This window comes from Streptomyces qinglanensis (assembly GCF_900111245.1).
GTDB classification, from domain to species: Bacteria; Actinomycetota; Actinomycetes; order Streptomycetales; family Streptomycetaceae; genus Streptomyces; species Streptomyces qinglanensis.
Genome location: NZ_FOGO01000002.1, coordinates 236,572 through 257,465, shown reverse-complemented (window position 1 = coordinate 257,465; position 20,894 = coordinate 236,572). Strand labels below are relative to the sequence as shown.

At 74.2% G+C, this 20,894-nt stretch carries 19 protein-coding genes; 12 read left to right on the top strand and 7 right to left on the bottom strand.

Features of this window, described 5'->3' with window-relative positions:
* Positions 1–162 precede the first annotated feature (162 nt).
* From BMX65_RS05450 to BMX65_RS05415, 8 genes are all read left to right on the top strand, one after another.
* Positions 163–2,268: a PhoX family protein gene (locus BMX65_RS05450; protein WP_074998989.1), complete on the top strand. Its 2,106-nt coding sequence runs from the start codon at positions 163–165 to the stop codon at positions 2,266–2,268.
* Positions 2,269–2,580: 312 nt separating this feature from the next.
* Complete coding sequence (locus BMX65_RS05445; RefSeq protein ID WP_074998988.1) at positions 2,581–3,921, top strand: NAD(P)/FAD-dependent oxidoreductase; 1,341 nt, start codon at positions 2,581–2,583, stop codon at positions 3,919–3,921.
* A 132-nt stretch (positions 3,922–4,053) separates the two neighbouring features.
* Positions 4,054–5,043 carry a zinc-binding dehydrogenase gene (locus tag BMX65_RS05440; protein ID WP_074998987.1) on the top strand — a complete coding sequence of 330 codons (990 nt, stop codon included), beginning with the start codon at positions 4,054–4,056 and terminating at the stop codon, positions 5,041–5,043.
* 178 nt (positions 5,044–5,221) lie between these two features.
* Entirely contained in the window at positions 5,222–6,385 is a 1,164-nt protein-coding gene (locus tag BMX65_RS05435; protein WP_074998986.1) for a magnesium and cobalt transport protein CorA, read from the top strand.
* Between the two features lie 119 nt (positions 6,386–6,504).
* A complete protein-coding gene (locus tag BMX65_RS05430) occupies positions 6,505–7,485 on the top strand; it encodes an ABC transporter ATP-binding protein (RefSeq protein ID WP_079171705.1) in 981 nt (326 codons plus the stop codon).
* A complete protein-coding gene (locus BMX65_RS05425) occupies positions 7,482–8,822 on the top strand; it encodes an ABC transporter permease (RefSeq protein ID WP_074998985.1) in 1,341 nt (446 codons plus the stop codon). The genes BMX65_RS05430 and BMX65_RS05425 overlap by 4 nt, the downstream gene beginning before the upstream one ends.
* A 212-nt stretch (positions 8,823–9,034) precedes the next feature.
* The gene (locus BMX65_RS05420; RefSeq protein ID WP_079171704.1) at positions 9,035–10,360 is read left to right on the top strand and encodes a sensor histidine kinase; all 1,326 of its coding nucleotides are present in this window, start codon (positions 9,035–9,037) and stop codon (positions 10,358–10,360) included.
* On the top strand, positions 10,357–11,034 hold the full coding sequence (locus tag BMX65_RS05415; protein ID WP_074998984.1) for a response regulator: 678 nt from the start codon (positions 10,357–10,359) through the stop codon (positions 11,032–11,034). Before BMX65_RS05420 ends, BMX65_RS05415 begins: the two co-directional genes overlap by 4 nt.
* A 248-nt stretch (positions 11,035–11,282) precedes the next feature.
* On the opposite strand, the gene BMX65_RS05410 is transcribed toward BMX65_RS05415, so the two are convergent.
* Positions 11,283–11,960, bottom strand: a complete 678-nt coding sequence (locus BMX65_RS05410; RefSeq protein WP_074998983.1) for a DUF998 domain-containing protein — start codon at positions 11,958–11,960, stop codon at positions 11,283–11,285.
* Positions 11,961–12,247: 287 nt separating this feature from the next.
* Entirely contained in the window at positions 12,248–12,799 is a 552-nt protein-coding gene (locus BMX65_RS05405; RefSeq protein WP_074998982.1) for a dihydrofolate reductase family protein, read from the bottom strand.
* A gap of 152 nt (positions 12,800–12,951) precedes the next feature.
* On the opposite strand from BMX65_RS05405, the gene BMX65_RS05400 reads away from it, so the two are divergent.
* Entirely contained in the window at positions 12,952–13,872 is a 921-nt protein-coding gene (locus BMX65_RS05400; protein WP_074999273.1) for a LysR family transcriptional regulator, read from the top strand.
* Positions 13,873–13,962: 90 nt separating this feature from the next.
* Here the strand turns inward: BMX65_RS05400 and BMX65_RS05395 are convergent, their stop codons facing one another.
* Positions 13,963–15,366, bottom strand: coding sequence for a GntP family permease (locus BMX65_RS05395; protein ID WP_107437396.1), 1,404 nt, complete (start codon positions 15,364–15,366; stop codon positions 13,963–13,965).
* A gap of 54 nt (positions 15,367–15,420) precedes the next feature.
* The gene (locus tag BMX65_RS05390) at positions 15,421–15,933 is read right to left on the bottom strand and encodes a gluconokinase (protein WP_074999271.1); all 513 of its coding nucleotides are present in this window, start codon (positions 15,931–15,933) and stop codon (positions 15,421–15,423) included.
* Positions 15,934–16,544: 611 nt separating this feature from the next.
* Here BMX65_RS05390 and BMX65_RS05385 point away from each other — a divergent pair.
* The 3 genes from BMX65_RS05385 to BMX65_RS05375 all read left to right on the top strand — a co-directional run bounded on the left by BMX65_RS05385 (position 16,545) and on the right by BMX65_RS05375 (position 18,803).
* Positions 16,545–17,213 (top strand): FadR/GntR family transcriptional regulator, encoded by a 669-nt coding sequence (locus tag BMX65_RS05385; protein ID WP_074999270.1) that lies wholly within the window; start codon positions 16,545–16,547, stop codon positions 17,211–17,213.
* Positions 17,214–17,515: 302 nt separating this feature from the next.
* Positions 17,516–18,019, top strand: a complete 504-nt coding sequence (locus BMX65_RS05380) for a MarR family transcriptional regulator (protein ID WP_074998981.1) — start codon at positions 17,516–17,518, stop codon at positions 18,017–18,019.
* 79 nt (positions 18,020–18,098) lie between these two features.
* Positions 18,099–18,803: an ion channel gene (locus BMX65_RS05375; RefSeq protein ID WP_079171703.1), complete on the top strand. Its 705-nt coding sequence runs from the start codon at positions 18,099–18,101 to the stop codon at positions 18,801–18,803.
* Between the two features lies 1 nt (position 18,804).
* Here the strand turns inward: BMX65_RS05375 and BMX65_RS05370 are convergent, their stop codons facing one another.
* The 3 genes from BMX65_RS05370 to BMX65_RS05360 form a co-directional block, all read right to left on the bottom strand.
* Positions 18,805–19,026: a hypothetical protein gene (locus BMX65_RS05370; protein WP_074998980.1), complete on the bottom strand. Its 222-nt coding sequence runs from the start codon at positions 19,024–19,026 to the stop codon at positions 18,805–18,807.
* Positions 19,023–19,439 (bottom strand): hypothetical protein, encoded by a 417-nt coding sequence (locus tag BMX65_RS05365; RefSeq protein WP_079171702.1) that lies wholly within the window; start codon positions 19,437–19,439, stop codon positions 19,023–19,025. The genes BMX65_RS05370 and BMX65_RS05365 overlap by 4 nt, the downstream gene beginning before the upstream one ends.
* 137 nt (positions 19,440–19,576) lie before the next feature.
* Positions 19,577–20,818, bottom strand: a complete 1,242-nt coding sequence (locus tag BMX65_RS05360) for a helix-turn-helix domain-containing protein (protein ID WP_074998979.1) — start codon at positions 20,816–20,818, stop codon at positions 19,577–19,579.
* Positions 20,819–20,894: the final 76 nt, after the last annotated feature.

Here is a 20,894-nt window from a genome sequence, read left to right as displayed (position 1 = left end):
CCACAGGAGCATCCTCCCGTCCGGTCGGCGGCGGTTGCGGGTGACGGCGCCGTATTCACCCGCGGTTCATTCCGCGGTCGCCCTGCCGCGTATCCGCGGCCTTAGCGTCACGGCGGCGTACGGCGTACAAGCGCATCCCGCGCCCGGACCGGAGGAACGACCATGCGAAAGCCGCTGCCGCTGCTCACCGCGCACCCGACGGGAAGGTCGGCGATGACCTGCCGCTACCGCTGCGGCGACGCCTGCTTCCACGAGGTGCCCAACACCAGCACCAACGAGTACGCGGGTGACGTCATCGCCCGGGCCCTCTCCCGCCGCTCGGTGCTGCGCGCCGGTGCCGTCCTCGGGGTCGCCGCCGCGGCCGCGAGCGCCGGGATCGCCGGTCCCGGCGCCGGGAGCGCCGTCGCCGCGCCGCAGGGCAAGGGGCACCACCCGCACGGCGGGCCGCACGGCAAGCCGGCCAAGGGCCTGCGGTTCGAGCCCGTCGCGCCCAACACCGCGGACACGGTGACCGTTCCGGAGGGCTACGGGCAGAACGTCGTCATCCGCTGGGGCGAACCGGTCCTGCGCGGGGCGCCGGACTTCGACCCGACGCGGCAGAGCGCGAAGGCCCAGGCAGGGCAGTTCGGCTACAACAACGACTTCCTCACGCTGCTCCCGCTGGACTCCCGGCACCACGGCCACAGCCACGGTCACGGCGCCGACCAGCTCCTGGTGGCCAATCACGAGTACACCGACGAGGAGCTGATGTTCGCCGGGTACGACCCGGAGCAGCCCACCCGCGAGCAGGTCGAGATCGCCTGGGCCGCGCACGGCCTGTCCGTCGTCGCGGTCGCCGGTGAGCGGCGTACCGGAGCGCTGCACGCCGTGCCCCGCCACCCGCTCAACCGCCGGGTCACCGCCACCACCGAGTTCCAGGTCACCGGCCCGGCCGCGGGCAGTGCGCTGCTGCGCACGAAGGCCGACCCGAGCGGGCGCCGGGTGCTGGGGACGCTCAACAACTGTTCGGGCGGCACCACGCCGTGGGGCACGGTGCTCTCCGGCGAGGAGAACTTCAACCAGTATTTCGCCAACGCGGAGCGGGTGACCGACCCCGAGCGCGCCGCCACGCTCAAGCGGTACGGCATCTCGGGCGGCGCCAGCGGGCGGCGCTGGGAGGAGTTCGACGAGCGGTTCGACCTGACCGCGGAGCCGAACGAGGTGCACCGCTTCGGCTGGGTGGTGGAGCTGGACCCGTACGACCCCGACTCCACGCCCCGCAAGCACACGGCGCTCGGCCGGTTCAAGCACGAGGCGGCCCAGCCGCGGCTGTCCCGGGACGGGCACGCCGTCGTCTACATGGGCGACGACGAGCGCTTCGACTACTTCTACAAGTTCGTCTCCAAGAACCGGATGCGGCGCGGGAAGAGCGCCGAGGACCGGCGGCACAACCTGTCCCTGCTGGACGAGGGCACGCTCTACGTCGCCAAGCTGACCGGTGACAGCCCGGCGGACGAGATCGACGGCGCGGGCACGCTGCCCGAGGACGGCGAGTTCGACGGCAGCGGCCGGTGGATCCCGCTGGCCGCCGGGGACCGGTCGTTCGTGCCGGGGATGACCGCCGAGGAGGTGTACGTCTTCACCCGGCTGGCCGCCGACAAGGCCGGTGCCACGAAGATGGACCGCCCCGAGGACATCGAGCCCAGCCCCCGCACCGGCCGGGTGTACGTGGCGCTGACCAACAACACCGACCGCGGCAAGGACGGCAAGCCGGGGCCCGACGAGGCCAACCCGCGCAACGCCAACAAGCACGGCCAGGTGCTGGAGTTCGCCGAGCGCCGCAACGACCCGACCTCGCGGACCTTCTCCTGGCGGCTCTTCCTGGTCTGCGGCGACCCCCAGGACCCGGGAACCTACTTCGGCGGCTTCCCCAAGGACCAGGTCAGCCCGATCTCCTGCCCCGACAACGTCACCTTCGACGACTACGGCAACCTGTGGATCTCCACGGACGGCAACAAGCTCGGTTCGCACGACGGGCTGCACGGTGTCGCCACGGCCGGGCCGCGGCGCGGCGAGGTCCGGCAGTTCCTGACGGTCCCCACCGGCGCGGAGACCTGCGGGCCGCTGGTGCAGGACCGCCGGGTGCTGGTCGCGGTCCAGCACCCGGGCGAGGTGGACGGCGCCTCGGTGGAGAAGCCCGCCTCCACCTGGCCGGACGGACCGGGCCACTATGTGCGCCCGGCGGTGGTGGCCGTCTGGCCCGAGGACGGCTCCCACGTCGGACGCTGACCCCGGCCGCACGCGCGGGCGGGTGGCGCTGGAGCCGGACAGCAGGAGCGCGGGCCCCGTCGGTGACGTCCGGCGGGGCCCGGCCCGGTCCGCACCCCTCGCGGCACCGGCCCGGTCCGCCCGGCCCGGTCCGCCCCGGCCCGGTTCGCCCCGGCTCGGTGGGGGGCGGCCCGGTGGGGGCCGTGGGGGCCCGTGCGCGGTGGCGGGGCCCGCGTACCCGTGCGAGGGTGACGGCAGGGCATCGGCGACAGAGATGCCGAAATCAGGCGGAACGCCCCCCATCACGCCAACCTCGCGGGTGCAGGTGCAGCCATGGAGCGAACCAGGATTCTGATCGTCGGCGGCGGCTTCGCCGGAGTCGAGTGCGCACGCGGTCTGGAGCGGGGGCTGCGGCCCGAAGAGGCGGAGATCAGCCTGGTCACCCCCGCCAGCTACGAGCTGTACCTCCCGCTGCTCCCGCAGGTCGCCGCCGGGGTGCTCACCCCGCAGTCGGTCGCGCCGCCGCTGCGCAGGCTGGTGCACCGGACCTCCATCGTTCCCGGCATGGTCATCGGGATCGATCCGCACGACCGGATGTGCGTGGTCCGCCTCATCAGCGGCGAGACCGTCAACCAGCCCTACGACCGGCTGATCCTCACCCCCGGCAGCGTCACCCGCAGCTTCGACATCCCGGGTCTGAACGAGCAGGCCCGGGGGATGAAGACGCTCGCCGAGGCGGCCTATGTGCGCGACCACGTGATCGCCCAGCTCGATCTGGCGGCGGCCAGCACCAACGAGCAGGAGCGGGCCGAGCGGCTGCAGTTCGTGGTGGTCGGCGGCGGCTACGCGGGCACCGAGACCGTCGCCTGCCTGCAGCGGCTGACCAACTCCGCCGCCAAGCGCTATCCGCGGCTCGACCCCGACCTGATCAAGTGGCATCTGCTGGACATCGCCCCCAAGCTGATGCCGGAGCTGGGCGAGAAGCTGGGGCGGCGCGCCCAGCAGATCCTGCGCGAGCGGGGGACGGACGTGTCGCTGGGGGTCTCGGTCGCCAAGGCGACCGAGCGGCGGATCACGCTGACCGACAACCGGGTGCTGCCCTCCCGCACCCTGATCTGGACGGCGGGTGTCGCCGCCAGTCCGCTGATCAGCACCCTGGACGCGGAGACGATCAAGGGGCGGCTCGCGGTCAACGCGGACTTCACGGTGCCCGGCCACCCCGGTGTGTATGCGCTGGGCGACGCGGCGGCGGTGCCGGATCTGACGAAGGTCGGCGGCGCGGTGTGCCCGCCCACCGCGCAGCACGCCGGACGCCAGGGCAAGCACATGGCCCGCAATCTGATCGCCGCGCTGCGGGGCCAGCCCATGGCGCCCTACCGGCACAAGGATCTCGGGCTGGTCGTGGACCTCGGCGGGACCAACGCGGTGGCCCGTCCGCTGGGGTACGAGTTCTCCGGGTTCCCCGCGCAGGTCATCACCCGCGGCTACCACCTGATGGCGCTGCCCACCTTCACGGCGAAGGTCCGCACGGTGGCGAACTGGAACCTCAACGCGCTGATGGGTGACGACTTCCTGCGCACCGGCTTCCTCTCGCGCCGCCCCGCGACCCTCCAGGACATGGAGGCCACGGACGCCTACCTCACCCAGGAGCGGGCGCGCGAGCTGACACCGTGAGGCGGCGCCGCGGCGGACTGCGGCGGACCCCGGCGCGGCGCGGCGGCCACCACGCTTTGACTTGAAGTGAAGTTCAAGTTGCAGGGTGGGGTTCTCGCAGCCAGCGAGAGTCCCCAGCCGGAAGGCATCGCCATGCACGCCGTCGTCCTGCACACCTTCGGCCCCGCCGAGAACCTCCGCCACGAGACGCTGCCCGACCCCGAACCCGGACCGGGCCAGGTCCGGATCGCCGTCCGCGCGGCCGGGGTCCACGCCATCGAGACCGTCCTGCGCGCCGGGGTGACCGAGGGCCTCGTACCGCCGCTCCCCGAGCTGCCCGCCGTGTTCGGCGGCGAGGTCTCCGGGCGCGTCGACGCGGTCGGCCCCGACGTCGGGGCCGAGTGGCTGGGCCGCGACGTGGTCACCGCGAAGGGCTCCCCCGGCGGCTACGCGGAGCTCGCCGTCGCGGACCTCGCCGAGGTGCTGGAGCGCCCCGCCGGGCTCGACCACAAGGCCGCGGTCGCCGCGATCGTCACCGGCGGGACGACCGTCGCGGTGCTCGCCCAGGCCGGTCTGGGCGGGAGCGACGTGGTGCTGGTCAACTCGGCGGCGGGCGGCATGGGGCGGCTGCTGGTCCAGCACGCCCGCGCGCTGGGCGCCGTGGTGATCGGGGCCGCCGGGGGCCCGGAGAAGACCGCGGCCGTCCGGGAACTCGGCGCGGACCTGGCCGTCGACTACACCCGCCCCGACTGGCAGCAGGCGGTCGCCGACTGGCTGGCCGGGCCGGGTGGTGGCCGCTCCGTCACCGCCGTACTCGACGGAGTCGGCGGCGAGCAGGCCCGCACCGCGTTCGGCCTGCTCGGCACCGGCGGCCGCTTCGTGACCTACGGCGCGATCTCCGGTGCCGAGTTCACCCCGGCCGCCGATGAACTGGCGGCCCGCGAGGTCACCCACATCGACGCCCTCCGCGGCATGCTCGCCCACCCCGAGCGCATCGCGGACCACCGGGCCGAGGCGCTCCGCCGCACCGCCGCGGGCGACTTCACCCACACCACCCACTCCTTCCCGCTCGCCGAGGCCGCCCGCGCCCACAAGGCCCTGGAGCAGCGCGAGACCACGGGCAAGGTCGTCCTGATCCCCTAGCGATGCCCCGGACGCGGGGAGGCCGGCACCGCGGCGTCCCCCGCCGGTCGGTTCCGGTGGCCGGTCCGGTGGCCGGTTCCCGCGTCCGGTGCCGGCCGCGTGGGGGCACGCATTCGGTGGGGGAATCCGGGCACAGTTGGGGGAGAGCAAGGAACGACGAGCAGTCCGAGGAGCCCCCATGCCCACGGTGCCGGTGGTGCGCAGCCTGCGCAGGGTGGTGCGGCCCCGCGTGCCGCGCCCCGCGGTGGACCTGTCCCACCCGGTGCGCTCCCCGCTGGGCACCTCCGTGGTGAGCTGTGTGGCCTACGACCGCGAGGGCACGCGGCTGATGGCGGAGTGCGGCGTGGAAGAGGCGCTGGCCTGCGTCCGCAAGGGCGGCGCCGCGGACGACAGGGACGACGGCAGCGGTGACGGCGGCTTCGTGTGGATCGGGCTGCACGAGCCGGGAGAGGCCGAGTTCGAGGGCATCACCGAACTGTTCGGGCTGCACCCGCTCGCGGTGGAGAACGCGCTCGAACCCCATCAGCGGCCGAAGGCGGAGTGGTTCGGCGGCGAGATGATGTTCGCGGTCCTCAAGACGGTCAGCTATGTGGAGCACGAGAAGGTGTCCACCACCAGCGAGGTGGTGGACACCGGCGAGATCGTCGTCTTCACCGGAGCCGACTTCGTGATCACCGTCCGGCACGGGCGGCACGGCTCCCTCGGCCCGCTCCGCGAGGAGCTGGAGTCCGACCCGGAGCGGCTGGCGCAGGGCCCGGCCGCGGTGCTGCACGCGATCGCCGACCGGGTCGTGGACGACTACCTGCTGGTCGCCGACGAGGTGCAGACCGACATCGACGAGCTGGAGAGCCAGGTCTTCGCGTCCGAGGCGCCCTTCGGGGGCAGCGGCAGCGGAGGCGGCTCCGGCACCAGCCGGGTCTACCAGATCAAGCGCGAGCTGCTGGAGCTCAAGCGCGCCACCCTTCCGCTGGCCCGGCCGCTGGAGCTGTTGTCCGACCGCCCCAACCGGCTCATCGACCCCGAGATACGCAAGTACTTCCGGGACGTCGCCGACCACCTCGCCCGGGTCACCGAGCAGATCGCCTCCTTCGACGCGCTGCTCGACTCGATCCTCCAGGCCCATCTGGCGCAGGTCTCCACCGCCCAGAACGAGGGCATGCGCAAGATCAGCGCCTGGGTCGCCATCGTCGCCGTCCCCACGATGGTCTGCGGCATATACGGGATGAACTTCGACCGCATGCCGGAGCTGCACTGGCGCGTCGGCTACCCGCTGGTCCTGGTCGTCATCGCCGTGACCTGCGTGGCCATGTACCGCGCGTTCCGCAGAAACGGCTGGCTGTGAACCGCGCGGCACCCCTCCGGTGAGCCCCGGGGCACCGCCGCCGGTTCGGTGATTCCGAACCCCGGACCGGGGTGTCTGCTCCCTCGTGGGCCGATCCGGGGCTCCGTAGCGTCGCAGCCATGATGAACGTGGACGACGAGACGTACCGGCGCGCGGGCAGCGCAGCCGCGGGCGGCCCGCCCGCAGCCCTCGCCCTGACAGGTGTGACCCGGCGCTACGGGCGGCGCGGCGCGGCCGTGGAGGCGCTGCGCGGCATCGAGGTGGAGCTGCCGCGGGGAAGCTTCACGGCAGTGATGGGTCCCTCGGGTTCGGGCAAGAGCACCCTGCTGCAGTGCGCCGTCGGTCTGGACCGGCCGACGGCCGGCAGCGTGCGGCTCGGCGGCCAGGAGCTGACCGGGATGGGCCGGCGGGCCCTCACCCGGCTGCGCCGGGAGCGGATCGGCTTCGTCTTCCAGTCCTTCAACCTGCTCCCGGCGCTGACGGCGGAGCAGAACGTGGGGCTGCCGCTGCGGCTGGCGGGCACCGGCAGCCGCCGGGCCCGCACGCTGGCCCGGGAGGCGCTGGGCCGGGTGGGTCTCGCCGAACGCGCCGGGCGCCGCCCGGCGGAGCTCTCCGGCGGCCAGCAGCAGCGTGTCGCGCTGGCCCGCGCGCTGGTGACCGCACCGGAGATCGTGTGCGCCGACGAGCCCACCGGCGCCCTCGACCCGGCGACGGCGGAGGAGATGCTGGGCCTGCTGCGCGGGGCGGTGGACATGCTGGGGGCCACGGTGCTGATGGTCACCCACGACCCCGCGGCGGCCGCGCACGCCGACCGGGTGCTGTTCCTGGCCGACGGGATGCTGGTGGACACCTACGTGTGTGCGGGCAGCGCGGACGGTGCCGACGGTGCGGGGGACCGGAGCGGTGACGCCCGGACCGGTGCCGCCGCGCACATCGCCCGCCGGATGCGCGCGCTGGCCGGACGAACCCGGTCCGGAGCCGGCCCCCGGTCCGGACCCGGCCCGGGAAGCGGGCCGGGAAGCGGGCCGGAGTCCGTGGGCGGCGCCGGTTCCGTGCCCCCGGCGGACGGTGGCCGTGCCGCGGCGGGCCGGGCCGCATGACCACCGGACTCGCCCGGGCCTCGGTGCGGGCCCGGCCCACCGCCTTCGCCGGGGTCTTCTCGGTGCTGGTCCTCTCCGCGGCGGTCGTCACCGCCTCGGTCGCGATGCTGCGGACGGCGGGGCCGCTGCCGTCCGGGCCGCAGCGCGAGGCGGTCACGGCCATGGGAGCCGGCTTCACCGTGGTGACGTGCTACCTCTCCGTCTTCGTCATCGCGCAGGTCATGGCCCTGACCGTGGCCGCGCGGGCGCGGGAGAACGCGGTACTGCGGGCCGTGGGAGCGCTGCCGTGGCAGATCCGGCGGGCGGTCGCCACCGAGGCGCTGTGCACCGCGCTGCCCGCGCTGCCCGTCGGGTACGGGCTCGGCTGCGTCCTGGCGTACGGCTGGCGGGACGGGATGGTCGCCCACGGCCTGCTGCCCTCCGGGGTTCCGCTCGTCGTCGGATGGCCGCCCGCGCTCGCGGCGGGGGGCGTGCTGCTCGTCACCTCGCAGCTCGGCGGTCTGCTGGCCGCGCACCGTGCCGCACGGGCCCGCCCGGCGGACGCGCTCGGCGAGGCGGCGGGCGCCCGCTCCCTCAGGTCGTCCGGGTGGCTTCCCGGGCTGACGCTCGCCGGTGCCGTACGGGGGCTCGGTGCGGTACTGGCCGTGTCCGGCGCCGTGGCCCTCACGGCGGTCACCGCGGCGGGGCCGCGCGAGGACGTGGGGGAGCACCTGCCGCTGGTGCTGCTGGCCTACCTGGTGGGGGTGGGCTGCGCCGGGCCCGTGATCGGCCGGGCGGCCGCCCGGCTGCTGGCCGGGCCGATGCGGCTGCTGACCGCACCCCGCGCGCTGGGCGGCGGCGCCGCGGCGGAACTGGCCTTCGCGCAGACGCGGGCCGCCGCCCGGCGGCTGTCGGCCGCTGTCACACCGGTCGCGCTGGTCGTGGCGTTCTCGCTGGTCAAGTCGGCGGCGCTGGCCGCGGTCGCGGAACCCTCGTGGATCGACCTGTTCGCGACGGTCCTCTATGCCGCGTTCGCCGCGTGCGCCGCCGCCAACACCATGGTGTTGCTCAGCGCCGAACGGCGGCCCGAGGTCGCGCTGCTGCGCGCGATCGGCGCCGCACCCGGCCAGGTGGCGCGGATGCTGGTGGTGGAGGCGCTGACCGTCGCCTGCGCGGGGTTCGGCGCGGGCGCCGCTGTCGCCTTCGCCGTGACTCTCCCGCTGGGGGACGCCGCGGGAGCTTCCCTCTCCGCGCTGCCACCGACCGGTTGGGCCGCAGCGGCGGGGGGCGTGCTCGTCCTGGCGCTCGCCGCGACGCTCGCTCCGCTGCCGGGGCAACTGCGGCGGGCTCCCGGATGAGGCCGCGGCACGGGGCGGGTCCGGGCCCGGACGGGCGGCGGCGGAAGATGAGCTCCCGCACGCACCGCGGCAGCTTCCCGGCGGAGAATCCGAGCCGGCGGAGAACCCTGGCCGCCAGCCGGCGGAGAACCCTGGCCGCCAGCCGGCGGAGAACCCCAGCCGACAGCCGACGAAGAACCCCAGCCGACAGCCGACGGAGAACCTGAGCGCCCATGCCCCGAGCCCTTGCCCTCGTCGGCCTGCCCGCGACGCGCCCGGCGTGCCGCGCCGCGGTGTACGCGGCTGCGGCCCTCGTCCCCGCGCTGCTGGGCGTGCCGGCCCTGGCGCTGCTCGTCGTCGGCGGCGCGCTGTGTGTGACCCGGATCGGACTGCCCTTCCTCTCCCTCGTCCTGACGGCCGTGCAGCGGCTGGCGGCTGTCCACCGGGGGCTGGTACGCGGTCTGCTCGGCCAAGAGGTGCCCGCACCCCCGGCGCCCCGTCCGCTGCGCGCCGCCCACGATGCGGCGGCGTGGCGGTGCGCGGCCTTCGTCGCGCTCGACGTACCCCTCGGAGTGCTCCTCTTCGCCGTCCAACTGCCGCTGCGGCTGTACGGGCTGGCGCTGCTGTCCTATCCGCTGTGGTTCCGCGCGGTCCGGCAGAACGGGCACCGCGGCCTCGAACTCACCGGCAGTGTCCCGCTCGACAGCACGCCCCGGGTGCTGGCCGTGGCCGCCGCGGGGGTGCTGCTGCTGGTGGCGGCCGACTGGGCGGGGCGCAGACTGGCCGCCCTCGTCCGGCTGCTGGCACGCACTCTTCTCGGCCCGCCGTCCCGTGCGCTCGCCGACCGGGTGCATGACCTGGAGGAGACCCGCGCCCTGGCCGTACGGGACTCCGCCGCCACCCTCCGCCGGATCGAACGCGATCTGCACGACGGGGCACAGGCGCGGCTGATCTCCCTGGCGATGGCGCTCACCCGGGCGGCCGAGGCGCTCCGTGCGTCCGAACCGTCGGCGGCGGACACCGCCAAGGCCCGCGACCTGGTGGAGCAGTCCCTCGCCTCGGCCCGCACCGCGCTGGGCGAGCTGCGCGACCTGGTGCGCGGCATCCATCCGCCCGTCCTCGACAACGGCCTCGCGCCCGCTCTCGCCTCGCTCCGCTCCGACGTCGAGTCCCCGGCGCTGCGCGTGGAGTTGCGGGCCGAGCTGTCGAGTGCGCCGCGCCCGCCGGAGGCGGTGGAGACCATCGCGTACTTCTGCGCGGCCGAACTGCTGGCCAACGCGGTCCGGTACGCGGGTGCGCACCGCGTCGGGGTCGCCGTCCGGGTCGAGCGGGAGGCCACCGGGGGCGGGGACGTCCTGGTGCTGGAGGTCGAGGACGACGGGAGAGGCGGGGCGGTGCCGGGCCCGTCCCGGCCGGGCGGTCCGTCGGGGCTGCGTGGGTTGGCCGAGCGGGTACGCACCGTGGACGGCACACTGTCCCTCGACAGCCCGCCCGGCGGCCCGACCAGAGCGCTGGTCCGGCTGCCGTTCGCCGCAGCACGGGGGGAGACGACCAGGTGACGAACCGGACAGGTCCGGCACTCCGGCTGGTGATCGCCGAGGACGCGGTCGTGGTGCGGGAGGGGTTGGTGGGCCTGCTCACCGACCGGGGGCTGGAAGTGGCCGCCGCGGTGGGTGATCCGGCGGCCCTGCTGGCGGCCGTGGACCGTACGCTCCCGGACGCCGTGGTGGCCGACATCCGGATGCCGCCCACACAGCGCGACGAGGGGCTGCGCGCGGCCGCGGAGCTGCGCCGTCGGCATCCCCGGCTGGGCATCCTGCTGTTCTCGCAGTACATCGAGACCAGCTACGCGCACACACTGCTCGCCGACGGCCCGGCGGGCATCGGGTACCTCCTCAAGGACCGGGTGCTGGACGTCGACGACTTCGTCGAGGCGCTCCACCGGGTGGTCGACGGCGGTACCGCGCTCGACCCGGATGTCGTCTCCCGGCTGCTGGGCGCCCGTCCCGCTCTGGACGCGCTCACCCCGCGCGAGCACGAGACCCTCTCCCACATGGCCGCCGGGCTCACCAACGCGGCCATCGGCGCCCGGATGGGGATCTCGCAGCGGGCGGTCGAGAAGCACACGGCCACGATCTTCGAGAAGCTGGACCTCCCGCGGACGACCGCCGCCCACCGCCGGGTCCGGGCGGTGCTCCGCTATCTGGAAGCCCGGGAGGGCGCCCCGCGGTGAGGGGCGCCCTCCCGGGCGGGCCCGGTACGGACCGGAGCCGCAGCGGACAGACGGGGCTTCGTCGCAGAGGGCGACGCCGACGCCGACGCCGACGCCGACGCCGACGCCGATGGCGACGGCGACGGCGACGGCGGGAGGGACTCGCCCTTCCGCGACCGAAGCCCGTACGTCTCCGCGAGCGAAGCGCAGCAGTCGGCGGAGCCCTTCGGGCTGTGCGGTCCGGCCGGCCTCTCCCGGCGGTGCGTGGGTCACATCGGTCTGGTGCCGGTGGAACGGTTCAGGTGGAGCATGAGGACGGTGAGCCAGAGGAGGCCGAGCCCGGCGCCGATCGTGAAGGCCGCCACGCTGGCGGAGGAGGCGGCGAACCCGGCCAGGACGGCCACCGGGACAAGGCGGGAGGCGAGTGCCCACCTGCGTTCGCCGTCGGCGGCGAAGGACCGGGCCAGTACGAGGAACGCGGCGCACAGCGCCAGGTAGCCGACCATGCCGGTGACCAGGTGGAGGACCCCGTGTGTGCTCAGCGAGGTGACCCGGGCCTCGGGTGCTCCGGCCGGGAACCCGGCACCGGGGTCGGCGCTGAAGAAGGCCGCGCACACGAACGAGAGGCCGAAGACGCCGAGCAGGCGCGGCGCCCAGACGCCGCCGGTGCGGCCGCGCAGTACGTGGTGTGTCCCGGCCGCCCCCGCGACGACCAGGCCGCCGGTGAGCAGGAAGGCGAGGACCTGGATCCAGCCCAGGTCGCCCAGGCTGAGCTGGCTGAGTGCGTTGCGGGAGAAGTCGAACCCGTCCCGGAGCACGCCCTGGACGAACCCCGTGAGCAGGAAGAGGGGGCCCGCCACGATGCCGCCGGTGAGCAGCAGGCGGGGGGCGGGGCGGGCCGTCGCGGGGACGGCGGTGGTCGGCTGCGGCTGGAGTGTATGGGACATGAACTCGTCCTTCCGGGCTGAGGCGGTGCGAGGTGTGCAGTGGTGCGGGCCTGCGGCACTCCAGGTACTCGGGTGAGCCGCGTGCTCGAGGAGATGACCTGCGGGAGGGCGCGAAGTCATCGCGGAACCGGGTGGCGAAGGTCATCGCGGAATCGCGGAATCGCGGAATCGCGGAATCGCAGGGCGGGGAGGGGGAGGAGACGGTGCCGGGCTGTCCTCCGTCCCCTCGTCTCCCCTCGTCTCCCCTCGTCTCCCTTCGTCTCCCTTCGTCTCCGTTCGCTCCGTGCTCAGTGCGGCGGGTCCACCCGGTAGTGCAGGTGGACGACGCCCGAGTCGAATGTGCGCGTGCCGGCCAGGGTCATCTCGACCCGCTTGCCTTCGTCGGGGAAGAGGCGGGTGCCGGTGCCGAGGACGAGCGGGAAGACCATCAGGTGGAGGTCGTCGAGGAGGCCCGCGGCCAGGAGGGTGCGGACCACGGAGATGCTGCCCGAGGTGTTGATGTTCCGGCCCGGGGTGCTCTTCAGCTCGGTGAGGCGCTGAACGAGATCGCCGTCCAGGATCTCGCTGTTCTCCCAGCCGGCCGTGGTGAGGGTCTGGGACGCCACCAGCTTGCGCATCCCGTTGAAGGCGTCGGCCATCGGCCCGGTCTGCTGCGACCAGTGGGCCGCGAACTCCTCGTAGGTGGTGCGGCCCAGCAGCATGGTGTCGGCCCCCGCGATCAGCCCGCCGATGACTTCGCCGACCTCATCCGTCATGTGCGGGAAGGTCCACTGCTCCGGGGTGCCGACCACGCCGTCGGCCGAGATGAACAGTCCGGTCACGATCCTGCGGTGCGTCATTCGCTCTCCTTGCTCTCGGCGGCCTCGGCGGCCTCGGCGGCCTCGGCGGCCTCGGTGATCGGTGTCGGAGACCACGTTTCACCGGCGCGAGCAGGGCATCAAGGACGAAAGCGGATACGATCGTTGCTCCCGGCGCAATGATGGGGGGCCACGTGCTGGAACGGATCGAGGCGGAGGTGCTTCTGACCCTCGCCCAAGAGCTGCATTTCGGCCGCACCGCCGAACGCTTGCGGCTGACCACCAGCCAGGTCAGCCGGACGGTGAAGAGTGTGGAGCGCCGCCTGGGAACGGCCCTGTTCACCCGCACGAGCAGGGTCGTCACCCTGACCGCGATCGGGGCGCGTCTGGTCGCCGACCTCGAACCCCACGTCCGGGGCATGGACGCCGCTGTGCGTGGCGCCATGGAGGCCGGGCGGCAGGTCCGGGGAACGCTGCGGGTCGCGTTCGTCGGGGCGGCCGCGGGCCAGCTTCTGCTCAAGGCGGCGGCCCTGTTCGGAACCCGGCACCCCGACTGCGAGGTGCGGATCCACGAGGCGCAGGTCCACGATGCGTGCGAACGGGTCTTCGACGGGTCCGTGGACGTGCTGATCACCGCGCTGCCGGTGCGCGGAGTACGGGTGGGCCCGGTGCTGCTGTCCGAACCGCAGGTGCTCGCCCTCCCCCACGGCCACCGTCTGGCCGGCCGCACCCAGGTGACCCGCGAGGTGTTCGGCGACTACCCGGTCATCCGGTTGCCCGACACGCTCCCCGAGGAGTCCCGGCTCTACCGCGTACCCGCCGCCACCCCGGCCGGACGGCCGGTACGACAGGGCCCGCAGGGCGGCACCTTCTCGGAGATCCTCGCTCTCGTCGCCTCCCGGCAGGGCGTCTTCCCCGTCGGAGAGCACGCCGCCCGCTTCTACCCCCGTCCCGGCGTCACCTACGTCCCCCTCGGTGACGCCCCACCCGTGCGCTGGGCCCCGGTATGGCTGGAGACCAACGAGACCGGCTCGGTCCGCGCGTTCGTCACCTGCGCCGCCGAGACGGCACGGGACGAGCCGGGTGGGGCGGGCGGACCGGAGGCAGGGGCCTAGGAGTTGTGGAGCTGTCTTCTACCTCTCGGGCCCGCATGAGGAGCGAGCCGAGGGTGCCGGGCCGCCCGGGTCCCGCTGATCAGACATCGTCTAGAGCACCAGCGAGAGCAGCAGCAACAGCACCAGTCCGACGACGGAGATGATCGTCTCCATCACCGACCAGGACTTCAGGGTCTGCCCGACGTTCATCCCGAAGTACTCCTTGACCAGCCAGAACCCGGCGTCGTTGACGTGGCTGAAGAAGAGCGAGCCGGCGCCGACCGCGAGCACGACCAGTGCGGTCTGGGGCGTGGACATGTCGGCGGTGAGGGGGCCGACGAGCCCGGCCGCCGAGACGGTGGCCACGGTCGCGGAGCCGGTCGCCAGCCGGATGCAGACGGCGATGAGCCAGCCGAGCAGCAGTGCCGGGATCGACCAGTTCTCGGACAGGTCCAGGATCATCTGCCCGATGCCGACGTCCACCAGGGTCTGCTTGAAGCCGCCGCCCGCGCCGACGATCAGCAGGATGCCCGCGATCGGGCCGAGCGAACTCGCCACGGTGGAGGACATCCGGTCCTTGGTGAAGCCCGCGGGGCGTCCCAGGGTGAACATCGCGACCAGTACCGCCACCAGGAGTGCCGTCATCGGGTCGCCGATCACGTCCATGACCCGCTGCACGGTGTCCTCGGGGTCGTCGACGACGATGTCGGCGAGCGCCTTGGCGAGCATCAGCACGACGGGCAGCAGCACCGTGGCCAGCGTGCCGCCGAAGCCGGGCCGCCGGTCCAGTTCGGCGTCGGCCCGCTCGGGCACGACTCCTTCGGGTGGTGTGGTCTCGACCCAGCGTGCGGCCACCTTGCCGAACAGCGGACCGGCCACGATCAGGGTGGGGATGCCGACGACGAGGCCGAGGGCCAGCGTCACGCCCAGGTTGGCGTCCATCGCGTCGATGGCGACGAGCGGGCCGGGGTGCGGGGGCACCAGCCCGTGCATCACCGACAGTCCGGCGAGCGCGGGGATGCCGACGCGCATCACCGAGTAGTTGCCGCGCTTGGCCACCAGCAGCACCACCGGGATCAGCAGTACCAGCCCGACCTCGAAGAACATCGGCAGCCCGACGATGCCCGCGATCAGCGCCATCGCCCACGGGATGCTGCGCCTGCTCGCCCTGGCCAGGATCGTGTCCACGATCTGGTCGGCACCGCCGGAGTCGGCGAGCAGTTTGCCGAGGATGGCGCCCAGCGCGATGAGCACGCCGACGCCGGAGACGGTGTCCCCGAGGCCGGTGCTGAAGCTGGCTATCACCTTGTCGAGCGGCGCGGCGGCCGCGGCGCCCAGCGCGAGGGTGCCGACGGTCAGCGCCAGGAAGGCGTGCAGCTTGAACCGGGTGATGAGGACGACGATGACGGCGATGCCGACGAGGGCGGCGATCCCCAACTGGACGTTGCCGGCGGAGGTGATGGGGTCCGGTTGCTGCGACCCCGCGGCCAGCATCTCGGCACTGAGATGGCGCACGGCTCTACCTTCTTCGTGGATGGTGATGTGTGACGGGAGCGGATCGGGAACGGGTCAGGGGTTGCTGACCAACTGGTCGGTATGAGCGGGGGAGAGGCGGCCCAGCGCCGCCAGGGCGTGCCGGGTGACCGCGGGGGGTCCCGGCGCGACGTCGACGGCGGCGCCCGGCTCGTCCGGTGCCAGCGGTTCGAGCGTGGCGAACTGCGAGTCCAGGAGTGTGACCGGCATGAAGTGGTCCGACCGCCCGGCCATCCGCTCGGCGATCAGCGCGCGGTCGCCGGTCAGATGCAGGAAGACGACACCGGGTGCCGCAGCCCGCAGCCGGTCGCGGTAGCCGCGCTTGAGCGCCGAGCAGCTCACGACCCCGCCGTGCGCCTGGTGGCGGTGCGCCCAGGCGCCGATGGCGTCGAGCCAGGGCGCCCGGTCGGCGTCGTCGAGCGGGGTTCCGGCGGACATCTTGGCGACGTTGGCGGGCGGGTGGAAGGCGTCGGCCTCGGCGTAGGGCACGTCGAGCGCGTCGGCGAGCAGGCGCCCCACGGTGGTCTTGCCGGTGCCCGCCACTCCCATGACGACGACCACGGCGCCGGCGGCGGGTTTCGCCGCCGGGTCGGTCGCCGGCCCGGGCTGCTCCTCGACCGGCTCCACCGCCGGTCCGGGCGCCGCGTCGGCCACCGGGTCGAGCCCCGGGTCCTGCTCGGACCTCTTACTCCGCACCGCTCTCACCGTCCTCGTCGACCTCGCTCGGCGCGCAGGACACTCAACCCCATAGGTCACATGTATTCAATAGCTGGAAGCGATGTAGTCATACTTATTTGCCGTGACGAGAAGCACGTAGGCTGAGCGTCCCGAGTGCTCGCCGAGCGCACGGGGAGGGGTGGAGACGAGTCGGGAGAGGCATGACCAGCCAGGACGACGGCGCCGACCGGGAGAACGGTCCGGTGGGCCCGCACCGCGCGGCGGCCGCGGACACCACGCACGCCGCGCCGGGCCCGGACCGCGGGGACGGCGCGGATGGACCGGACGGCGCGGATGGGGCAGACGGTGCGGACGGACCGGACGGACCGGACGGACCGGACGGTGCGGATGGGTCAGACGCTGCGGGCCCGGACGATGCCGTGGGCGCGGACGGTGCGAAGCGCGGTCGGGGGGTGCGCCGCGAGCGCGGGCTGCACGCGCGGATGCTCGCCTCGCTCGGCCCGGCGATCACGGCCGGTGCGTACCCGCCCGGCACGGTGCTGCTCACCGAGGAGCTGGCCGCCCGCTACGAGGTCTCCCGCACGGTGGCGCGCGAGGCGGTGCGGGTGCTGGAGTCCATGCACCTGGTCGAGTCGCGCCGCAGGGTCGGGGTCACGGTGCTGCCGACCGAGCAGTGGAACGTCTACGACCCGCAGGTGATCACCTGGCGGCTGGCCGGTGCCGACCAGGGGCGCCAGTTGCGCTCCCTCACGGTGCTGCGGTCCGCCGTCGAGCCGGTCGCGGCCCGCCTCGCCGCCGAGCAGGCCACTCCGGAGGAGTGCGCCGCGCTGACCGAGCACGCGCTGGGCATGGTCGCCACCTCGCGCGGGCGGCAGCTCGACAACTACCTGGTGCACGACATCGCCTTCCACCGCGCCGTGCTGCGGGCCTCCCGCAACGAGATGTTCGCGCGGCTCGGCGATGTCGTCGCGGCCGTCCTCACCGGCCGCACCCGGCACGAGGTGATGTTCAGCGACCCCCGCCAGGAGGCTGTCACCCTGCATGTCCAGGTCGCGGAAGCGGTCCGGGAGGGGGACGGTGCCCGCGCGGAGAGCGTGATGCGCACCATCACCGAGGACGCGATGGCCGAACTGGACGTGCTGGCACCCTGACCGCCCGCCGGGCGCCGCCTCTCGGCCCCGGGGCCCGGTCCGGTCCCTGCCCTTGGTCCGGCCCAGGTGCAGGTCCGGCCCAGGCCCCGGCCCGGCCGTCCCGCCGCCGGAGGCGCGGGGTGCGGGGTGCGGGCACCCTGCCGCCTTCGGGCATCGTCGGGCGCGCTTGCGGCGTCCGTCTCGGTGACGGCGGTCGCGCGTTCCCCCGGGTGGTCCGGCTGCCGCCCACTGGTTAGGCTCACACAGAAGTTCTCTTGCGGATATCTTCATAGAAGCAGAGAAATCGGGAGGGGTTGGCTGCGATGGCCGACGACGACGCGTCCACTGACGCACACCTGGTCTTCCGCCAGTACCTGGACGCGGTCGGGCTGCACGGCATGGCGGGTGCCGAAGCGGTGGGACTGCAGGCCACCGAGTGGTACGCGCTGAGCGTGATCTCCGTGGAGGGTCCGCTCACCCCCGGCGAACTGGCCGTCCGCACCGGGCTGACCACGGGCGCCACCACCCGGCTGATCGACCGCCTCGAAAGCGCCGGATACGTCCGCCGCGCTGCGGACCCGGCCGACCGCCGCCGCCTGCGGGTCGAGCCGGCCGCCGACTCCTTCCCCGCGCTGGAGGAGACCGCCGCGCCCGCCCACCGCCGCATCACCGAACTGCTGGAGCGCTACACACCCGAGCAGCGGGCCCTCCTCTTCGACTACTTCAGCCGCGCGGCGCCCGCCTACCGCGCAGCCGCCGAGGAGGTCCGCGCCGCCGCCACCCCGCCGCACCGCCGCCCCGGCCGGAAGCCGTCGTCGGCGCGCTGACCCGCCACCCGGGACCACCGGCCCTCCGACCGGACCTCTCCACAGCGCGCCCGGCGGCGTCGGGGCCGACGATGGCCCCATGGCCCAGCGCTCCGACGAGCCGTCCTCCGACGAGCCGCCCGACCGGTCGACGGGCGCGGCGTCCGGCGAGCCCTCGGACGAGGCCACCGGCGAGCGGTCCAGTGCTCCGTCCGACGCCTGGACCGACGCCCCGTCCGACGCCCCGTCCGGCGCCCCGACCGGCGGCGGCTCCGGCCGCCGGCCGCTGTGGTCCGGCCACGGGTGGCCGCTGCTGGGCCCGGTGACCGCGGCCCTGTTCCTGGCCTACTTCCTGGTGCCGGAGCACACCCTGGGCCCGGAACGGCCGGTGCTGAGCTGGACCGTGTTCGGCCTCGGGCTGACGGCCATCGCCGTCCTGCTGGTCAAACACATGCGCGACGCCCTCTTCGACCGGCCCGGCACGGTCGTCGCGCTGGTCTCGCTGATGTGCCTGTCCGTGCTGCTGTTCTCCTCCGCGTACTTCGTGATGTCCCATCACCCTGGCGAGTTCACCGGCCTGCGCACCCGGCTGGACGCGCTGTACTTCGCGCTGCTGACGCTCGCCACCCTCAGCTACGGCGACATCACCCCGCACGGCCAGTCCGTGCGGCTCGTCATCCTGCTCCAGATCGTCTACACGCTGGTCTTCCTCACCGCCGCCGCGACCTCGCTGACCGGAAAGCTGCGCCGCAGCGCCGCGAGCCGACCGCCCCGCGGCCGGGACCGGAAGCGGGACCCGGACTGAGTCAGCCGCCCGCGTCCAGTGCGTCCAGCGCGTCCAGCACCGCGAGATCGTCCCGGAGCCACTGCGGGGCCTCCGGAGCCGTCGCGTACTCCCGCGCGTGCGGCAGACACGCCTCGACGGCCCGGCCCGGTCCCGAGTTCGCGTGCACGAGCGCCACCACCACGGTCTCCGCGCGCCGCTCCCCGCACGGCAGGCAGTACCCGGCACCGACCACGCCGCTCACCGGGCGGCCGCCCCGTCCGCGAGGGCCGCCCGCAGCCGCAGCGGATCCGTCAGCCCGCGCCCGTCCGCGCCGCCGTAGGGCACGGCCCAGTACGGACCGGGCGGCTCCGTCCGGGTCCGCGCCGGAACGGGCAGCCAGCAGGCGACCGACAGCCGTACCACCTCGCCCTCCCGGGCCGGGAGGCCGCCGCCCCCGGGCGGGACCAGCCAGTACAGCCACGACCGGTGCGGGTCCCCGATCACGGCCCCGCACGCCTCCCCCAACGTGCGGACGACGCCCCACCCCCGCGCGTACGGAACCCGCACCGCGTCCCACCACACCCCCACGGGCAGCAGCGCGAACGGCGCGTGGACCGGCGGGGACCAGGGGATGTCGGGCTCTGTGGCGGCGCGGCTGTGCGAGTTGGGCGTCATGGATGCCGTCCCGGGCTCGTGAGGGTGCGGCACCTCGTGTGCTGGTGCCGCCGTACGCGCGACGAACGTACGGTTGCGCCACGGGGGTCACCAGTGACGCAGTGTGCCGGTTCCGGGTCCGACTGTGACGTGTCGTCCTACTCGTCCAGATGCAGCCGGTCGGCGAGTTCCGCCAGCGGAGAGGTGCGGCGGCGCTCGCGGGAGTGGAGGTCGGCCACGAGGCGGCGGGCCGTGCCGTGGTAGCGCATCCACTCGGGTGCGTCCTGCTCCGCGGTGAGCAGTGCGCGGGTGGCTGCTTCGTCCCGGTCGAGCCCCGCGTGGGCGAGGGCGCGGTCCACGTGGAAGCGTGCGCGCCACGTCGGGGGGAGGGAGGCGAGGTCGGGGACGGTGCGCGCGGTGCCCAGCGCGTCCGCGCAGCGGTCCATCTCCACCTGGAAGTTCACCTTCGCCACGGCGGTGTTGGTGGGGCCGAAGGGAGTCGCGTAGTCGAGCCGGTCGCTGCCGATCCCGGCCGCCGCCGCGGTCGCCATGCGCAGCAGTTCGTCCACCCGGTCGTAGTGGCGTTCGCCCTGCCGGACCGCGGCAGTTGCCGCGCGCAACAGCAGGATGCCCCACAGGGACAGGTCGAGGGGCTGGGAGCGGAACGTCGGCTCGATGCGGTCCGCCTGGGTGTGCGCCACATGCTCGGCGTCCTCCAGCCGCCCCTGCTTGGTCAGGACCCAGGCGAGCGTCGCGGCGCCGATCGCCTCCAGGTGCGGATCGCCCGCCCGGCGGGCCGCGTCCGCGGCGCGCTCCATGGCGGTGAACGCGGCGTCCGGATTGCCGAGCGCCGTCAGGGTGGTCGCCGCGACCTGGTACGCCTCGGCGAGCACCGCGTACGCCGCCGTGCGGTCCCGGTCGCTGCCTTCGAAGGCGCGCACGGCCGCCCGCGCGTCCCTGATCAACTGCGGCAGCACCGCGCCCACTTCGCCCATCCGGCCCGCGCGCCGGATGCCCTCGGTGGCGCGGAGGGAGGCGCGCAGCGCCCCGGCGGTCGGCGGTTCCTCCGGGTCCTCCCGGTCCGGTTCCGTGCCGTCGCCGAGCAGGTCGGCCACCGGCGACACCGCCCGCCGCAGCGCCAGGACCGACGGCGCGCTCCCGTCCGGCCGGGCCTCGAACGTGACCGGCGTTCCGACCAGCACCGACACATCGACATCCAGCGCCCGCGCCAGTTGGTTGAGCGTCGCCATGCGCGCCGTTCGGCGCCTGTTCTGCTCCAGCTTGCGGATGATGTCGACGCAGACCTCGGCCGATTCCGCCAGCCGCTCCTGGGTCAGGCCGCGGCGGGTTCTCAGCCGCCCGAGCCGGTCACCGATGCTGGTCTCTAACCCCTCGTGCATCGCGCACCCCCACACGTGGACACCTCCACGCTACCCGCGCGGAGGGCGCCGCGCCGCCCCGTTCCCCCGCGGCCAC